The sequence below is a fragment of the Pedobacter jaeyakensis genome (assembly GCF_054461315.1).
On the sequence record NZ_CM136921.1, the window covers coordinates 3,242,638 to 3,257,012 of the forward strand.

12 protein-coding genes are annotated in these 14,375 nt (G+C 40.5%); 6 read left to right on the plus strand and 6 right to left on the minus strand.

Annotated elements, in window-relative coordinates:
* Positions 1 to 81 precede the first annotated feature (81 nt).
* Positions 82 to 1,020, plus strand: coding sequence for an endonuclease/exonuclease/phosphatase family protein (locus ACXZ1K_RS14435; RefSeq protein ID WP_458970374.1), 939 nt, complete (start codon positions 82 to 84; stop codon positions 1,018 to 1,020).
* Positions 1,017 to 1,691, plus strand: a complete 675-nt coding sequence (locus ACXZ1K_RS14440) for a peptidylprolyl isomerase (protein ID WP_458970375.1) — start codon at positions 1,017 to 1,019, stop codon at positions 1,689 to 1,691. The genes ACXZ1K_RS14435 and ACXZ1K_RS14440 overlap by 4 nt, the downstream gene beginning before the upstream one ends.
* A gap of 3 nt (positions 1,692 to 1,694) precedes the next feature.
* On the opposite strand, the gene ACXZ1K_RS14445 is transcribed toward ACXZ1K_RS14440, so the two are convergent.
* Positions 1,695 to 2,498, minus strand: a complete 804-nt coding sequence (locus tag ACXZ1K_RS14445) for a mechanosensitive ion channel family protein (RefSeq protein WP_458970376.1) — start codon at positions 2,496 to 2,498, stop codon at positions 1,695 to 1,697.
* A 92-nt stretch (positions 2,499 to 2,590) separates the two neighbouring features.
* Here ACXZ1K_RS14445 and ACXZ1K_RS14450 point away from each other — a divergent pair, with 92 nt between their 5' ends.
* Complete coding sequence (locus ACXZ1K_RS14450) at positions 2,591 to 4,444, plus strand: PAS domain-containing sensor histidine kinase (RefSeq protein WP_458970377.1); 1,854 nt, start codon at positions 2,591 to 2,593, stop codon at positions 4,442 to 4,444.
* A gap of 49 nt (positions 4,445 to 4,493) precedes the next feature.
* Positions 4,494 to 5,399 carry an SMP-30/gluconolactonase/LRE family protein gene (locus ACXZ1K_RS14455; RefSeq protein WP_458970378.1) on the plus strand — a complete coding sequence of 302 codons (906 nt, stop codon included), beginning with the start codon at positions 4,494 to 4,496 and terminating at the stop codon, positions 5,397 to 5,399.
* Positions 5,400 to 5,411: 12 nt separating this feature from the next.
* Here the strand turns inward: ACXZ1K_RS14455 and ACXZ1K_RS14460 are convergent, their stop codons facing one another.
* Entirely contained in the window at positions 5,412 to 5,924 is a 513-nt protein-coding gene (locus tag ACXZ1K_RS14460) for an RICIN domain-containing protein (protein WP_458970379.1), read from the minus strand.
* A 130-nt stretch (positions 5,925 to 6,054) separates the two neighbouring features.
* Between ACXZ1K_RS14460 and ACXZ1K_RS14465 the strand changes: the two genes are divergently transcribed.
* A complete protein-coding gene (locus ACXZ1K_RS14465; protein WP_458970380.1) occupies positions 6,055 to 6,240 on the plus strand; it encodes a DUF3606 domain-containing protein in 186 nt (61 codons plus the stop codon).
* Here the strand turns inward: ACXZ1K_RS14465 and ACXZ1K_RS14470 are convergent.
* Positions 6,237 to 7,421 carry an MFS transporter gene (locus ACXZ1K_RS14470; RefSeq protein ID WP_458970381.1) on the minus strand — a complete coding sequence of 395 codons (1,185 nt, stop codon included), beginning with the start codon at positions 7,419 to 7,421 and terminating at the stop codon, positions 6,237 to 6,239. The two genes, ACXZ1K_RS14465 and ACXZ1K_RS14470, sit on opposite strands and share 4 nt — an antisense overlap.
* Before the next feature lie 21 nt (positions 7,422 to 7,442).
* Positions 7,443 to 9,341: a GxGYxYP domain-containing protein gene (locus ACXZ1K_RS14475; protein ID WP_458970382.1), complete on the minus strand. Its 1,899-nt coding sequence runs from the start codon at positions 9,339 to 9,341 to the stop codon at positions 7,443 to 7,445.
* Between the two features lie 46 nt (positions 9,342 to 9,387).
* Here ACXZ1K_RS14475 and ACXZ1K_RS14480 point away from each other — a divergent pair, with 46 nt between their 5' ends.
* Positions 9,388 to 11,208, plus strand: a complete 1,821-nt coding sequence (locus ACXZ1K_RS14480; protein ID WP_458970383.1) for a glycoside hydrolase family 71/99 protein — start codon at positions 9,388 to 9,390, stop codon at positions 11,206 to 11,208.
* Between the two features lie 3 nt (positions 11,209 to 11,211).
* Here the strand turns inward: ACXZ1K_RS14480 and ACXZ1K_RS14485 are convergent, their stop codons facing one another.
* On the minus strand, positions 11,212 to 12,720 hold the full coding sequence (locus ACXZ1K_RS14485; protein ID WP_458970384.1) for a S8 family peptidase: 1,509 nt from the start codon (positions 12,718 to 12,720) through the stop codon (positions 11,212 to 11,214).
* Positions 12,721 to 12,765: 45 nt separating this feature from the next.
* Complete coding sequence (locus ACXZ1K_RS14490) at positions 12,766 to 14,331, minus strand: gliding motility-associated C-terminal domain-containing protein (RefSeq protein ID WP_458970385.1); 1,566 nt, start codon at positions 14,329 to 14,331, stop codon at positions 12,766 to 12,768.
* Between the last annotated feature and the right edge of the window lie 44 nt (positions 14,332 to 14,375).

Sequence of the window (14,375 nt, forward strand, 5' to 3'; positions counted from 1 at the left end):
TAGGTTAACAACATCAATATACGTAATTAACAAAGGTTGGGTATATTGCCCACCATATTGAAATTAAAGAGCGAGTACATCATGAAATTATCTATTTTATTAAAATCAACATTGCTTTCTTTCCTATTACTGACTTTTGTGAGCGAAGCCTTTTCGCAACAAATTAATGTAGCTACCTATAACATCAGGTATAAAAATGGAGGCGACAAGCGCGATGGTAATGGTTGGGATTTGAGAGAACCTGTTATTGCCGCAATGGTTAAGTTTCATGATTTTGATATTTTTGGCAGTCAGGAAGTGCTGCATGAGCAACTGGTAGATCTACTCGACAGCTTGTCCGATTATGCTTACATTGGTGTTGGAAGAAACGATGGTAAAGAGGCAGGAGAATATGCTCCGATATTTTATAAGAAAGAAAAGTTTAAGTTATTAAAAACCGGAAATTTCTGGTTGTCTGAAAAAACGGAAAAACCCAATAGAGGCTGGGATGCAGCGTTACCACGTATTTGTAGCTGGGGTCAGTTTGAAGAAATAAGCAGCGGGGTAAAGTTTTTCTTCTTTAATACGCACTTTGACCACGTTGGGGTTGTTGCCAGAAGAGAAAGTTCTAAGTTGATTTTACAAAAGATCAAAGACCTGGCCGGGGATGAGCCAACTATCCTAACTGGTGATTTTAATGTGGATCAGAATAATGAGATATTCGGAATTTTAAACGGATCAGTATTGAAGGATGCTTATGTTTCTACTGCTTTCAGATATGCCGTAAATGGAACATTTAACCATTTTGACGCCAATGCGAAGACCGACAGCAGAATTGACCATATTTTTCTGTCACCGTGTGTTGAAGTAAAGCGTTACGGAGTCTTAACAGATAGCTACAGGAGCCCGGCTGCTAAGAAAGCTAATGTAAAAACCAATGGAAATTTTCCTAAAGAGTTGAAGCTGGAAGAGTATGAGGCAAGACTACCTTCAGATCATTTCCCGGTTATGATTGTTATCGACCTAAAAAAATGCAAATGAAGCAATTAAACTTAACCTTCTTGTTTTTGCTATTGGCATTATCTATAAGGGCACAAAGCAGTTTTGTACGTTTAGTGACCAGTAAGGGCAATATTACCCTCATGCTTTACGATGCGACACCGAAACATAAGGCTATGTTTTTAAAAGCGGTTAAAAAGGGTACTTATAAAAATGCACTTTTTAACAGGGTGATTAAAAATTTTGTAAGTCAGGCCGGTGAGTTGGATGAGCCAATCCTTGCCCGCGAAAAACTTCATCCCGAAGTAACGCCAAAACGTTTGAGTGCGGAATTAGATACCAATTTTATTCATAAGAAAGGTGCGTTGGGTGCCGGTAGAGACGATAACCCCGATAAGGGCTCCTACTTCAACCAGATTTACCTGGTTGCCGGAAAAGTGCAAACCGATGCCATGCTGGATGCAGCGGAAAAACGTGCCGGCATAAAAATATCTGCTGCACACCGTGCGGTATATAAGACTTTTGGCGGCACTCCGCACCTGGACATGAATTACACTATTTTTGGCGAAATTGTGGAAGGACTTGATGTTGCGGATGAGATCAATAAGGTGGCAACAAATAAGGATGATGTTCCATTGAACCCAATTTCTTTCCAGCCCGTTATACTTTCTAAGAAAGAATCTAGTGACTTGAGAGCAAGGCTAAAGTTGTAGCGCCTAAGCCATGCCAGGGAGTTTTAACCCAGAGCCTTTTAAGTTTTCAATTAATTTCTCCTGAAAGTCCATCTTGCTATCCACAAAACCATGCGAGTTTAACCAAACATTGACTGCAACTTTGTAGCCATCTGGCTCTATGCTTAGAATTCCAATACGGTGTTCCGGACTCTTAAGTATTTCTTTACTTTCAGCTATAGTGAGTTCAACTTGTTTTTTTACTGCGTTGTAATCGATAGCGTTACCGAATTTAAGTTCGAGATCCAACCGCCTGCTTCCTATGGTGCTAATATTGATGATCACCTCGTTGGAGAGCTTACCATTTGGTATCACTACGGTTCTATTGTCAAAGGTGGTGACGATGGTGTAAAAAAGTTCTATTGAAGTTACCGTGCCCTCCTGCCCTTGGGCAATTATATTATCTCCAACAGAGAAAGGCTTTAAAAAAAGAATGATTACACCGCTTGCAAAATTTTGAAGGGTTCCAGATAGTGCCAAACCAGCAGCAACAGTAATACCTCCAACAATGGCCCCAAAAATAGTCATTTGGATATCCATAATAGAAAATACGGCGAGAATAAGCAATATCCTTAATGCCGTAATTACCAAGCTCAGTAAAAATGGCTTTAAGGATGGATCTATACCTTTTTTATGCATGCCATTATTAAGCGCCTTGGAGAGTAGCTTAATCAGCCACATGCCGATAATCAGTACAATAGCCCCTAATAATACACTAGGTCCTGTTTTAACAATCCAAGCAATTACATCCTTTTTAAAATCCTGAAAATTTAAATTTAATGCAACCATAGAAAAATAACAACCCAAGCTTCAGATTGTTTAATTAATAGCTGCTAGAATGCTATATTTGGGCGGCATTCATCCTGAATCGCTCCTCCCGAATGGACCAACAACTCGAATTATATAAGAAAGCAGCTGAACTGGCGAATATTGGAATTTGGAAGCTTAATATTAAAAATAATGAGCTCTTCTGGGATTTTATCACAAAAAAAATATTCGAAACTCCTGATAATTACGAGCCATTGTTGCATGAAGTGCTTTCACTTTATATAGAATCTACGGAAACCGGTCATATTGGAGATGAAATTCAAAAAACCATCTTGACAGGTAAGACTTTATCAAGTCAGTTTCAGATCAAAACTTTCAAAGGAAACGTAAGGTGGGTTGAAATTAACTCTGAAGCTGTTTATGAAAATGAAGAATGCCTACGGTTGGTTGGCACAATTCAAGACATCACCGCGAAAAAGAAACTGATGGAGGATATGGAGCTTAATCACTACAAATTCCTCACGGCTTTTGATCATGCGCCAATTGGGATGGCACTGGTATCGCTCGAAGGGAAATGGATGAAAGTGAACAACAGCATATGTAGGATGCTTGGCTATGAGAGGAATGAACTTATGGCACTTACTTTTCAGGAACTTACCCATCCTGAAGATTTGCAAACTGATCTTGAGCATGTTCAGAGCCTACTCAATAGAAAGGCCTCTACATACGCTATGCAAAAACGCTATTTTCATAAAAATGGACAGGTAGTTTGGAGTTCACTGACCGTTGCCATTGTATGGAATGCGGATGACACGCCACTCTATTTTATCTCACAGATACAGGATATAACTGATACGGTAAAGCATACTGAGCGACTCAAAAAGGAAAGGCAGCGACTTAAAAATGTAATTGAAACCACGCGAATTGGAACTTGGGAATGGAATTTTACGTTGAATAAGGTTACCAACGATGACCGGTGTTTCGCTATGTTGGGTTACGCGAACAACGAATTAGAAATGACAAAGGTAGACGTAGTCTATGCTCAAGTACACCCGGATGATGTAGCCCACGTTAATGAAAGGCTTGAGGAGTGTTTATCGCAACGCGCAGACTATTACCAATGTGAATACAGAATGCGCCATAAAGACGGAAGTTGGGTATGGATTGAAAGCCATGGGAAGGTGATTAAGTGGTCAATCGACAAGAAACCTCTAGTGATGTTAGGGACGCGAGAAGATATTTCCAGGCGAAAGCAGATTGAGGAAGTACAGCAGAAAACGATGAATATCATTAGTGATCAAAATAAGCGCCTAATCAATTTTGCTCACATCGTATCTCACAATCTTCGTTCCCACGCTGGAAATTTCCAAATGTTATTGGAGTTACTGCATCAAGAGCAAGATGAAAAAGAAAAAGCACACATGCTCGGACTGCTTACCCGCAACGCCGATAATTTATCTGAAACCATTGCGAACCTTAACGAAGTGGTAAGCTTCCAATTAAACGATAAAAAGCAGACCAAGTCCATTAATATTTACAAACAGATCAACAAAACCCTAACTGGAATACAAGCCCTTGTAGAAAAAGAAAAAGCTACATTTAATATCTTAGTTGATAAAGGATTGAATATCAATTTTAATCCGGCATACCTTGAAAGCATACTGCTGAATTTCTTTACCAATGCAATTAAATATAAGCATCCTGAAAGGCGACCGGAGATTTTGATCAAGGGTTTTTTAGAAAGTGACAAAATTATATTAGAGATTACGGATAACGGATTGGGCATAGATTTGAAGCAGCATGGCAAAAAGCTATTTGGTATGTATAAGACTTTTCATGAACACGCTGATTCCAGAGGCATTGGGTTGTTTATTACCAAAAATCAAGTAGAGTCTTTGGGCGGGACTATTGCTGTGGAAAGCAAAGTTAATCTTGGAACCACATTCAGACTTTCCTTATTGAATTAGCATTTTTAAGCTTAAAAACCTATCTTGCTTCAATTTAGGAGGTTTGTTTATGAAAATGAAATGTTTTACCAGCGTTTTTTGCGTAATAGTCATGTCTGCCACAGCGCTACTTGCACAAGACACAGGCACAGGAAAATCTGAACTTTTTGTTCAAGATCAACTTAAATTGGTATCGGCTGAATTTAGCTTTACCGAGGGCTGCTCTGCCGACAAGGTAGGCAATGTATTCTTTACCGACCAGCCCAACGACAAGCTCTGGAAATATGGTACAGATGGTAAATTAAGTTTAGTATTGGATAAAACAGGCCGCGCTAATGGGACTTTCTTCGACAAAAAAGGCAACTTGATTTTGTGCGCAGATGAAAAAGGAGAATTATGGTCGCTAGATAAGACCGGCAAAGCCAAAGTGATAGCGAAAGACTTTGAGGGAAAACAACTGAATGGTCCGAACGATGTATGGATAGATCCTGCAGGTAATTTATTTTTCACTGACCCCTATTACCAGCGTGACTATTGGACCCGTAAAAAGCCCGACTTAGGAACACAAAGCGTATATAAAGTTAAGAGGGGAAGTTCCAAGGTTGTCCTGGCAGCAGCAGAGGGATTAAACCAGCCCAACGGTATCTGCGGATCTCCAGATGGAAAGCTACTGTATGTTGCTGACGCTGGGGCAGGTAAGATATATCGTTATAACATCGATAAAAATGGAGCTTTAACTGGTAAAATGCTTTTTATCAACAGAGGCTCTGACGGAATGACCCTCGATGAGCAAGGAAATCTTTACTTAACTGGTAACGGAATTACAATCTATAATTCAGAGGGTAAGGAAATTGGTGAGATTAAGATCCCAGGCACTTCCAATGTCTGTTTTGGTGGAAAAGATAAAAAAACACTTTTTGTTACTGCCAGAAACTCAATTTACACCATACCCATGACCGTTAAGGGTGTTGAGTAAAGAAATGTAGTTTTACATCGTTGGGTTTTGCTTGTAAATAATCCATTGTTGTAAAGGCTTATCCATCTTCTTTGCAAGGATGATAGCAGAGTTTGTGCTACCCTCTTCGTCCAATGGCGTGATAAATAACTCGGTACCTTTTAGACGTATGAGATAAGTGTCTTTTTTTACATTGATGAATTCATATTGCTGATTTGGATCAGCAGCGACCAATGGCTGTTCTTCCAGAGTGACGCTAACCTCTGCTTTAGCAGCAGGTTGAAAAGTCTTTTTGGTGAATAGATTTTCAAGCTGGTAAGCATTACCGCCTGCAGACTGGAAATCCCAGGTCATGCATTTCCAATTCTGAGGACCGTAAGCTACTAATGGAGTTCCGTTTTTCCCATTAGCATCTTTTATTCTTAAAAGCATCCCAGTTTTTACATTTTTAATTGCATATGTGCCTTTGATTTCCTGGGCAATTGTAACAGCGTTATCAAATACCAACCCAACGGTTAGTAAGAAAAGCAAAGCTATCTGTTTCATATTTAAGAAGTTTGAATATAAATGTACTTATTCAAAGAACCCCAAGTCTAAAATTGTTTCAAAAAGTTTCTTTTTTTTCTAAACAAATAATTGTTGAAAATCGTTTTACATGTAATCAATCCCTATTATTATGAAAAGTGCCCCCCACAATTTAGAAAATAACCGTTTAGTTGATGTATCTGAACAACACGAATTGAAATATTGGTCAGAGAAATTGGGTGTAAGACCAGAGGTTATCAAAACTGCTGTAAGAGCGTCGAGAAGCAATGCCATAGAAAGCATCGTAGGCTACCTTAAAACCTATAAGTTAGCTTAAGCGATTTGACGGGCGTTTTTACGTTTCCAATAAATCAAGTACTGCAGCGCCAAAAAAGCTACTGCTGCTGTGCCGTACAGAACGGCGGGTATCATGGCAATGACGTCCTGATAGGCCCATCCTGCAAACAAAGCCCCCATCCCTATTCCAGCTTCTAGTGCAATATACATCGTAGCTACCGCTTTTCCACGGTGCTCAGGGTCGCTCAAATCTATTGTCCATGCATTTAGGGCTGGAGACAATATGCCAGTGGCAATCCCATAAACGACAGCACCACTGAAAAGACCGATCTGACTACCGCTGTTACCTATCATTAGCAGGGAAATACAAAGTATGATAAGCCCGGCGATAGCAACGTTTAAGCGACCATGCCTATCAGATATCTTACCGGCTATAAACCGTATTAGCAAGGATGCAATTGTAAATATCATAAAGAAAATTCCCTTATTGGTGATGCCCAGATGGTCTCCCCAATCGGGTATTAGTGTCAAAATTGCCCCGTACCCAACGTAAGACAATAACGTAACAATTGCTGCTGGCAAAACCCTAACCGCAATGATATCTGTTCTAGATATCTTTAAGGCAGACAAAGAAAATTTTTGCTTGTTTTTCAATGTCTCCTTCATATTCATCAAAATCATGATGGACATCAAAGCGAAAACCGAAGAGCAATAGAACAAAACATTAATTGAATAGCTACTACTTATATAACTCCCAATTGCAGGACCGATAGCCATACCCGTACTAAAGCATAACCCATGGATACCTAAGGCTTCTCCCCAGCGTTCTCTCGGTACAATATCGGCAACATAGGCAGAGGTTGCAGTTGGCTTGAAACCCGTTGAAAATCCATGCAAAAGTCTTAAGAATAAGAAACCTGAAACACTGGTCAATATTGGATACAGAAATCCGCAAACGAAACAAACTATGGAACCTATTGCCATGATAGGTACCCGGCCAATGGTATCGGTTAATTTTCCACTGAACGGTCTGGATATCCCGGCCGTTAAAGTAAACAAAGCAATAATTAACCCTTTATATTCTGCACCCCCCAATTTACTCAGATAGGTTGGCAAATCTGGAATAAGCATGTTAAAGCTGGCAGAGAACAGCAAGGAACTTAAACACAAAAGAGCAAAAGAAAGGTTTAATATGGGATCTTTTGGGGCGGTATCTGTCATTTACCCAGCAAAAGTAAGAAATTAATTAATCTTGCCGTTAGCCGCTGCCGGGTTTTGTTTAAGCCAAATCCTGTATAGCTCAAAAAATGTTGGCGCATCCAGTAATTCTATGTTTGGATTTTTTTGTTTGAGCTGCGCCATGACTTCCACATACCAGCTTGGGCTTTTAAGAATATTACGAAACCAATGAAACTGGAGATTTCTTTTGCTCACTCTATCTATAATTGCGTCTGCCGCTTCTTTAGGATCACCTTGGTTGATGTCTGCATCAGCCCGCAATACAGGCATATTTCCATGCAGGAGTGTTAGCGGGGTTTTTTGAGGAATAATCCCATTTGGACTAAATTTCGCATAGGCATCAAGCCCATTCTGATTTAAGCCAGGAGCTAGCCCATCTATTACAAATCCCGTAATGGTAATATCCCAGCGTTTATAATAAGGCATGTTATGGGTGGCCCAATCATCTACTGCATCCGGAAGTCCTGAAATAGGTCGTGGCGATTGCAACATACCTGGCATCAGGTAACCTGCTCCATTATCTGCAGATGCGAAATAATCATTGCTGGAAGCACTGCTGCGAATATAATCTAGAGCCATGGGTACACGCTCTTCCAAAACCGGACTGATGCTCCACATTAAAGGAAGTTTACCACGATCCTTACTGTCCCATAGGAAAGGTGTCATTTGCGACACCCATGAGGAAGCATCGTAATCTCCTACATAAAAGATCATAAACTGCCTGCCTTTAAAATCCACCTTGCCATCATCAGTTAAATATCCACGTGCTTTAAGATCCGTTGTGGTGACCCGTGTTTGAGGGTACTTTTCTTTTAAAGGAAAATGCTGCCAGAAAGATGCATTGGCAAGCGCACCGTAACCGATCGCATCTGCATCTTTAAACGCATTATATGCACTAATAATACGGGAATACTCCCATTCCGTTGGCACATCATCATGCTTGCCCCCTGCGTGTTGCGTATATTTAAATGCCCAGGGAGGAAACCCGCCTAAATAAGCAAAGCCCAGGCATTTTCTCTTTTTGTAAGCCTCTAGTAGTATTTCCTTTAAGGTATTGTTGTCAGTACCTATCTTTTGGGATAGATCATCTGTCGCAGCTTCATCAGCCCAGGGACTTAGGTCAAAAAAGAAGCCCTTTTTACTGATGAAAAAATCATGGTTAGTCAACGTATGGTGGTTACGGCCGGCCGCAAATGGCTTTTTTAGCCAGTCCTGATCTATATAATATGCGCCGTATCCGGTATTTACTTTATTCGTTTTGATATACTTTTCAAGAAACCATAGGTAAGCATCATTTTTTGCGGAACCGGAAGAAGTCCGTTTGGTTCCCGGTATTAATCCGTTTCCCTTAAAAAGTACAGAGCCGTCTTTATTAACCAGCCATGATTTAACTGGGAGTTTTGGTCCGCCAAGTATCAACCTGGAATAGAGACTATTCGCTGCAGTATCGTAGCGAATCGCCACCAGGTTTTCTACTCCTGAGACAGAAGATGCCACGTTACTGGTAGCTGCTACATTCGGATCATAAACAACGGCACCATTAATTTCAGATTTAAAAGCACTAACAAGGCTAACAATGTCAGTGTATACAATTGTATCTGCTCCATGCAGCCATTTTCCCGGCCTTCGGTACATATTCCACCAGTATCTGTCAATATTAATATCTCCATTTGCTACAAAAAAAGTATATAGCCTCGGCGAGTCGCGATTGACAATTCCTTGCAATGAAGAAACCAGATGCACGTCTTCCCAAGAGGTTTTAAGGTTTTGCTGATCATTAAAATCTGATGTTAGCGTATAGCTTAAATCAAAGAGGCGTATTTGCTTAACATTTTGAGAAAAGGATGTATAACTTGCGAGAACCAGCGTTACAACTATAAGTCTTGTATATACATGTTTCATTTAGCTGCAAGATAATAATATTTTATTGATGTATATTTAGATCCAAATGATTAAGACATCTTTAACCATTATAGCTATACTTTTGAGCTTATCTGTTGTTGCACAGACACAGCAATCTGCAGCTAAAAGCCTTCTTTCCTCATCCGGAGCAGATTCCTGGCTGGCCACGGATGCATTGGGCAGAAAAATAAACCCGGATCTTTATCCTGCTCTCCGGCCCGACAAATTTGTAGGCATTTTCTACTTTGTGTGGCAAGGCGCACATGGCTATGATCAACATAGAGGCGGAGCCCCGGATGGCGGGATCATGGCTAAAACACCGCAAGATACGGTTAGTCCGTACGATATTACCAAACTGTTAAAAGCGAATCCGCTGGCGCCCAACTATGGCCCTGTAAATGCTTTCCATCATTGGGGAGAACCCTATTTTGGATATTACCTGGCTGATGACGAATGGGTCATCAGGAAACACGCTCAGATGTTATCAGATGCTGGCGTTGATGTAATTATATTGGATGCAACAAATGCCGCTATTTATTTACCCCAGGTAACCAAGATTGCCAGTGTTTACAGCAAATTAAGGGCAGCGGGGATAAGTACTCCATCTATTGCATTTATTGTGAACAGCATACCAAAGCAAACTGTAGATAACTTGTATAAGGAAATTTATAGTAAAGGTTTATTTAAGGATTTGTGGTTTACCTGGAAAGGAAAGCCGTTATTGCTTTGTCCACCAGAAGCCTTAGATACGGAAACCGCCCCTTTCTTTTCTTCGAGACAATCTTGGGCCTGGAGCAAAGGACAGAAATGGTTTGAGGATGGACATGACAAATGGCCATGGCTAGATCATTATCCTCAGGCTTATGGCTGGCATGAAAGTAAAGACAAACCCGAACAGGTCACTGGTTCGATTGCACAGCATCCGATGTCAAACATCGGTCGCAGTTTTCATAACGGCAAAGAGCCATTAGTGCCATCTACCGAGAAAGGTCTGTATTTTGAAGAGCAATGGAAGCAGGCATTGGAAGTTGACCCCGAATTTGTGTTTGTTACCGGATGGAATGAATGGGTGGCGATGCGCTTCGATGATGGGGCGTCCCGCAACTTCTTAGGTAAAAAGATAAAGAAGGGTGAAACCTATTTTGTAGATCTTTATAATGCTGAGTTTAGTCGTGATGCAGAACCCGAAAACGGACAGACGAAAGATAATTATTATTATCAGCTGGTAGATAACATTAGAAAATTCAAAGGCGTCAGAAAACCTGCATCAGCAGACTTGGATATGCATACTATTTCTATAGATGGGAAATTTGCCGACTGGAACGTTGTTAAAGGGGTATATCAAGACGATGAAGGAGACACATTTCATAGAATGCATTCTGGTTGGGGAAGAATAAAAGAATATGTAAATAATAGCGGCAGAAACGACATCATTGAATGCAGGGTTGCATCTGATCAGCGTAATGTCTATTTCTATGTTAAAACAAAGGATAAGCTGAGTGACCTCAAAGACATTGATTGGATGCAGCTATACCTCGGAATTTTCGGTTCAAAAAAAGAGAGTTGGCAGGATTTCCAGTACCTGATAAACCAGAAAGTCCTTGGCACTGGTACAACCACGCTAAGCACTTTTATTAAAGGTTCATTTGTAAAACAAAAAGGATTGATCAGCTATAAAGCTGTGGGTAATGAAATGGAATTGCGTATCCCTTTAAAGCAGCTTGGTATAACGAATCCCCAACATTTTGAATTGCAATTTAAATGGACTGACAATGCAGGATTAGCTAGAAATGATCCTATGCAATGGATGGTCCAGGGTGATGCGGCACCCAATGCACGGTTCAAATACAGGTACTCAAGAAATTAGCAACTACTTATAAGTAGCTGCTAATTTTAAAGCATTGTAAGCATTTACGACGCCACCAGATACACATAGATCAGTAAATGGAACTAGTTTACCATCAGTACTACCTGGAAGTATCACGTTGTGTGTAACCTTTGTTACCGACTTCATTAAAATCTCTTTTACTTGTGCGGCGGTTAGTTTTGGGTAATATTCCCTAACCAATGATGCTACACCTGCTACTACCGGAGAAGCCATACTGGTACCATCATGGTTCTCGTATTTAGAACCTGGAGTTGTAGAGTTAATAGCTACACCTGGTGCGAAAAGATCCACCATTTTAGCACCGTAATTGCTGAAACTTGCTGGCAATGCTTCAGTATCCTTAAAGCTGGATGCACCAACTTCAATCCAGTTGCTTTTGGCATCACCCCCATTTAGATAAAGTGCTGTTGGGAAATTATGACCTAAGTCATTATTAGCACCTTCGTTACCTGCGGCATGTACAATCAAAACATCTTTGCTGATTGCATATTTAACAGCTTTGTCTACCGCATCTTTATTGGGTGAATAGCCTTTACCAAAGCTCATATTCAGTACTTTAGCTCCATTATTCACGGCGTAGTAGATGGCATTAGCAATATCCTTATCACGTTCATCGCCTGTTGGCACTGCCCTAACAGGCATGATCAAGGTATTGTCTGCAATACCCATTATACCAATAGTATTAGTCCTGTCGGCAGCAATAATACCAGCTACGTGCGTACCATGATCACAATCAAAAGCATCCACTGTTGCATTTCCATAGTTCCTTTGATCGATGTTTTTAGGATCATCTCCTACTGTATCTCTTGAATTATAGTCTTTGTTGTAATTGTACTTTAATTCATCTTCGACGTGCTTTAAATCACCATTGATACCTTTTACAACTTCGGCCACGCTAGGCAATTCAGCAAGAATCTGGAGCACAATTTTCTGCACCTGCTGTTCAGGCATAGTTGCAGGCTTATAATTAGCAAATGTTGCACTATCAGGCGCAGTTGTACCTATAGACTTTAGCATTCCGTCAAGCACTTGCTTGAAGCCCAACATGTTATCACGAAGCTGGGTAGACCTTGCAATTTTTTGATCAAGCGTATCTTTTAATGGAGAGTTTGGATTCTCTTTTACAAGCCTGGTCAGTTCCAGATTATCATAAGTTACACTGCCTTTTGCTGAACCCAGAAAATTCCAGCCATTAACATCGTCGGCATAGCCGTTTTTATCATCGTCGATTCCATTACCTGCTTTTTCTTTTTTATTAATCCAAGCTATCTTTTTGAGGTCTTCATGCTTGAAATCCATACCGGCATCTATAACACCGACAATCACTGGTTTTGATTTCTTTCCTTTCAGGAGTTCAGCGTATGCCTTTTCAGTACTGATTCCAAAAATACTGTCCGTTTTAAGGTCTTTATGCAACCAGCCAGGTTGCTGCGCCGAAGCGTTTAGAACTAAGAATAATAAGAGCGCTATTAAACTGTTGATCTTCTTCATAAAATTATAAATGTTTATCGCAAGACGCTGAATCTATACCATATGCTATCTAATTATGGTAACGCTGCCGCTAAATGGACTACAACTATTTGTCAACTTTATAATATAGTAATAGACACCTGCTGGCAATTCAGCACCCTTGCTTCTGCCGTCAAATGTACTTGTATTATCGGAATTCTCATATACGGTGGAACCATAACGGTTAAATACTTTAACAACCGCAGATTTGTACAACTCCAAGCCCTTTACAACCCAATTGTCATTTGTTCCATCTCCATTAGGCGTAAACGAAGATGGAATTTTTAGCGCAGCCTCACCTACGCTAACTTTAAATTCTGTTTGACTGCTTTCGCAATTGCCATTGGCAGTTGCAGCATAGAATGTTGTATTTTCCTTAATATTAAGCATGAAGTTTTTGCTTTTGCTTTCTTTAATGAGGTTGCCGCTTGCATCATAAAGTTTGTACAAAGGTGCATCTACATCAAAATTTATCGATATCTCCGTTGGAGAACAAATGAACTTATTGCCGATTGACGGCGTAGGTAGGGAAAGATCAACTTCAGGTATGTAATAGTCAAAGATTTCGTCGCATGTCGAGTTCCTAACCTGCAGATGATAATTTCCTGAGGGTGCGTTACGAAGATCTACATCTGTAGAAACCTGCTGACCGGAGTCATTAGTCCACCGATACCGAATTCCAGATCCAGGAACCGTAATACCGGTAATACTTCCAATATTTAAGCCACAATTGTCTGGTTTAATTACTGCTTGCGTTAACAGTTGAATCGGCGGATTACCAGCCTTAATGTGAAAAGGCCCGATTGTACTGCTGCATCCAAAATCGTTAAAAAGTACCAAATCATAAAAGCCTTCCTTCACGTTTATAAGATCTAGTGTAGTGGCGACGACTTTACCAGTCACATCCAGCCACTGGTAACTGGTTGCATTGGTAATTACACCAGTAATACTCCCGTTGGGTTGCGCACAATCTGCAGTTTTACTTACAGCAGAAACCGTACTTGATGTAATTGGGTTTTTAAGCAAAATGGTGACCTCTGAAGATATAGACTCGCATGCCTCCGCAGACTGCCTGGCGGACAGTCGATATTTTCCAGGACCTAGGTTGTAGATATCTAAGGTAGTACCAACAAGCTCACCTTTATCGTTTGTCCAACGGTAATTAACCGGACCCGGCTCTGAAAGTCCTACCGCAAAACCTGTTATTGATCCGTCATTTACAGTACAGGAGGAATTGCTTACGACTTTATTTCCTTCATCAATATTTGGGCGTTGTGGTGAGGCAAGAATGGTAATTGGGGCTCTATTTGACTTTCTGCCATCGGCGTCAGTAAGTGTTAGGTAATATTTTCCCACCTTCAGAACTGCATAATCGGTTCCTGGTATTACATTGCCTGCTTCGTTCTCCCAAAGGTAGTTAACAATCTGTACCTCAGAAAAGTTATCAGCATGAACATTTTTTGAGGTTTCACCGCAGGCAAGCGTCAATGTTTGCGTAGCCGCAATGGGATCTATCGCTTCAAGCTCATCGGCATAGCTATTGAGGCTGATCAACAAGCTGATTGACAGAATAGTAAGAAGCCTCAGAATCATTTATTTGGTTTATCGCTTTGAAAAACAATATACACAAATATTAT

What these genes read in the sequence shown, in the direction of transcription:
- ACXZ1K_RS14455 (WP_458970378.1), top strand. Translation starts at nt 4,494, where the DNA reads ATGAAAATGAAATGTTTTACCAGCGTTTTTTGCGTAATAGTCATGTCT.
- ACXZ1K_RS14485 (WP_458970384.1), bottom strand. Translation starts at nt 12,720, where the DNA reads ATGAAGAAGATCAACAGTTTAATAGCGCTCTTATTATTCTTAGTTCTA.
- ACXZ1K_RS14445 (WP_458970376.1), bottom strand. Translation starts at nt 2,498, where the DNA reads ATGGTTGCATTAAATTTAAATTTTCAGGATTTTAAAAAGGATGTAATT.
- ACXZ1K_RS14480 (WP_458970383.1), top strand. Translation starts at nt 9,388, where the DNA reads ATGATTAAGACATCTTTAACCATTATAGCTATACTTTTGAGCTTATCT.
- ACXZ1K_RS14440 (WP_458970375.1), top strand. Translation starts at nt 1,017, where the DNA reads ATGAAGCAATTAAACTTAACCTTCTTGTTTTTGCTATTGGCATTATCT.
- ACXZ1K_RS14460 (WP_458970379.1), bottom strand. Translation starts at nt 5,924, where the DNA reads ATGAAACAGATAGCTTTGCTTTTCTTACTAACCGTTGGGTTGGTATTT.
- ACXZ1K_RS14470 (WP_458970381.1), bottom strand. Translation starts at nt 7,421, where the DNA reads ATGACAGATACCGCCCCAAAAGATCCCATATTAAACCTTTCTTTTGCT.
- ACXZ1K_RS14490 (WP_458970385.1), bottom strand. Translation starts at nt 14,331, where the DNA reads ATGATTCTGAGGCTTCTTACTATTCTGTCAATCAGCTTGTTGATCAGC.
- ACXZ1K_RS14465 (WP_458970380.1), top strand. Translation starts at nt 6,055, where the DNA reads ATGAAAAGTGCCCCCCACAATTTAGAAAATAACCGTTTAGTTGATGTA.
- ACXZ1K_RS14475 (WP_458970382.1), bottom strand. Translation starts at nt 9,341, where the DNA reads ATGAAACATGTATATACAAGACTTATAGTTGTAACGCTGGTTCTCGCA.
- ACXZ1K_RS14435 (WP_458970374.1), top strand. Translation starts at nt 82, where the DNA reads ATGAAATTATCTATTTTATTAAAATCAACATTGCTTTCTTTCCTATTA.
- ACXZ1K_RS14450 (WP_458970377.1), top strand. Translation starts at nt 2,591, where the DNA reads ATGGACCAACAACTCGAATTATATAAGAAAGCAGCTGAACTGGCGAAT.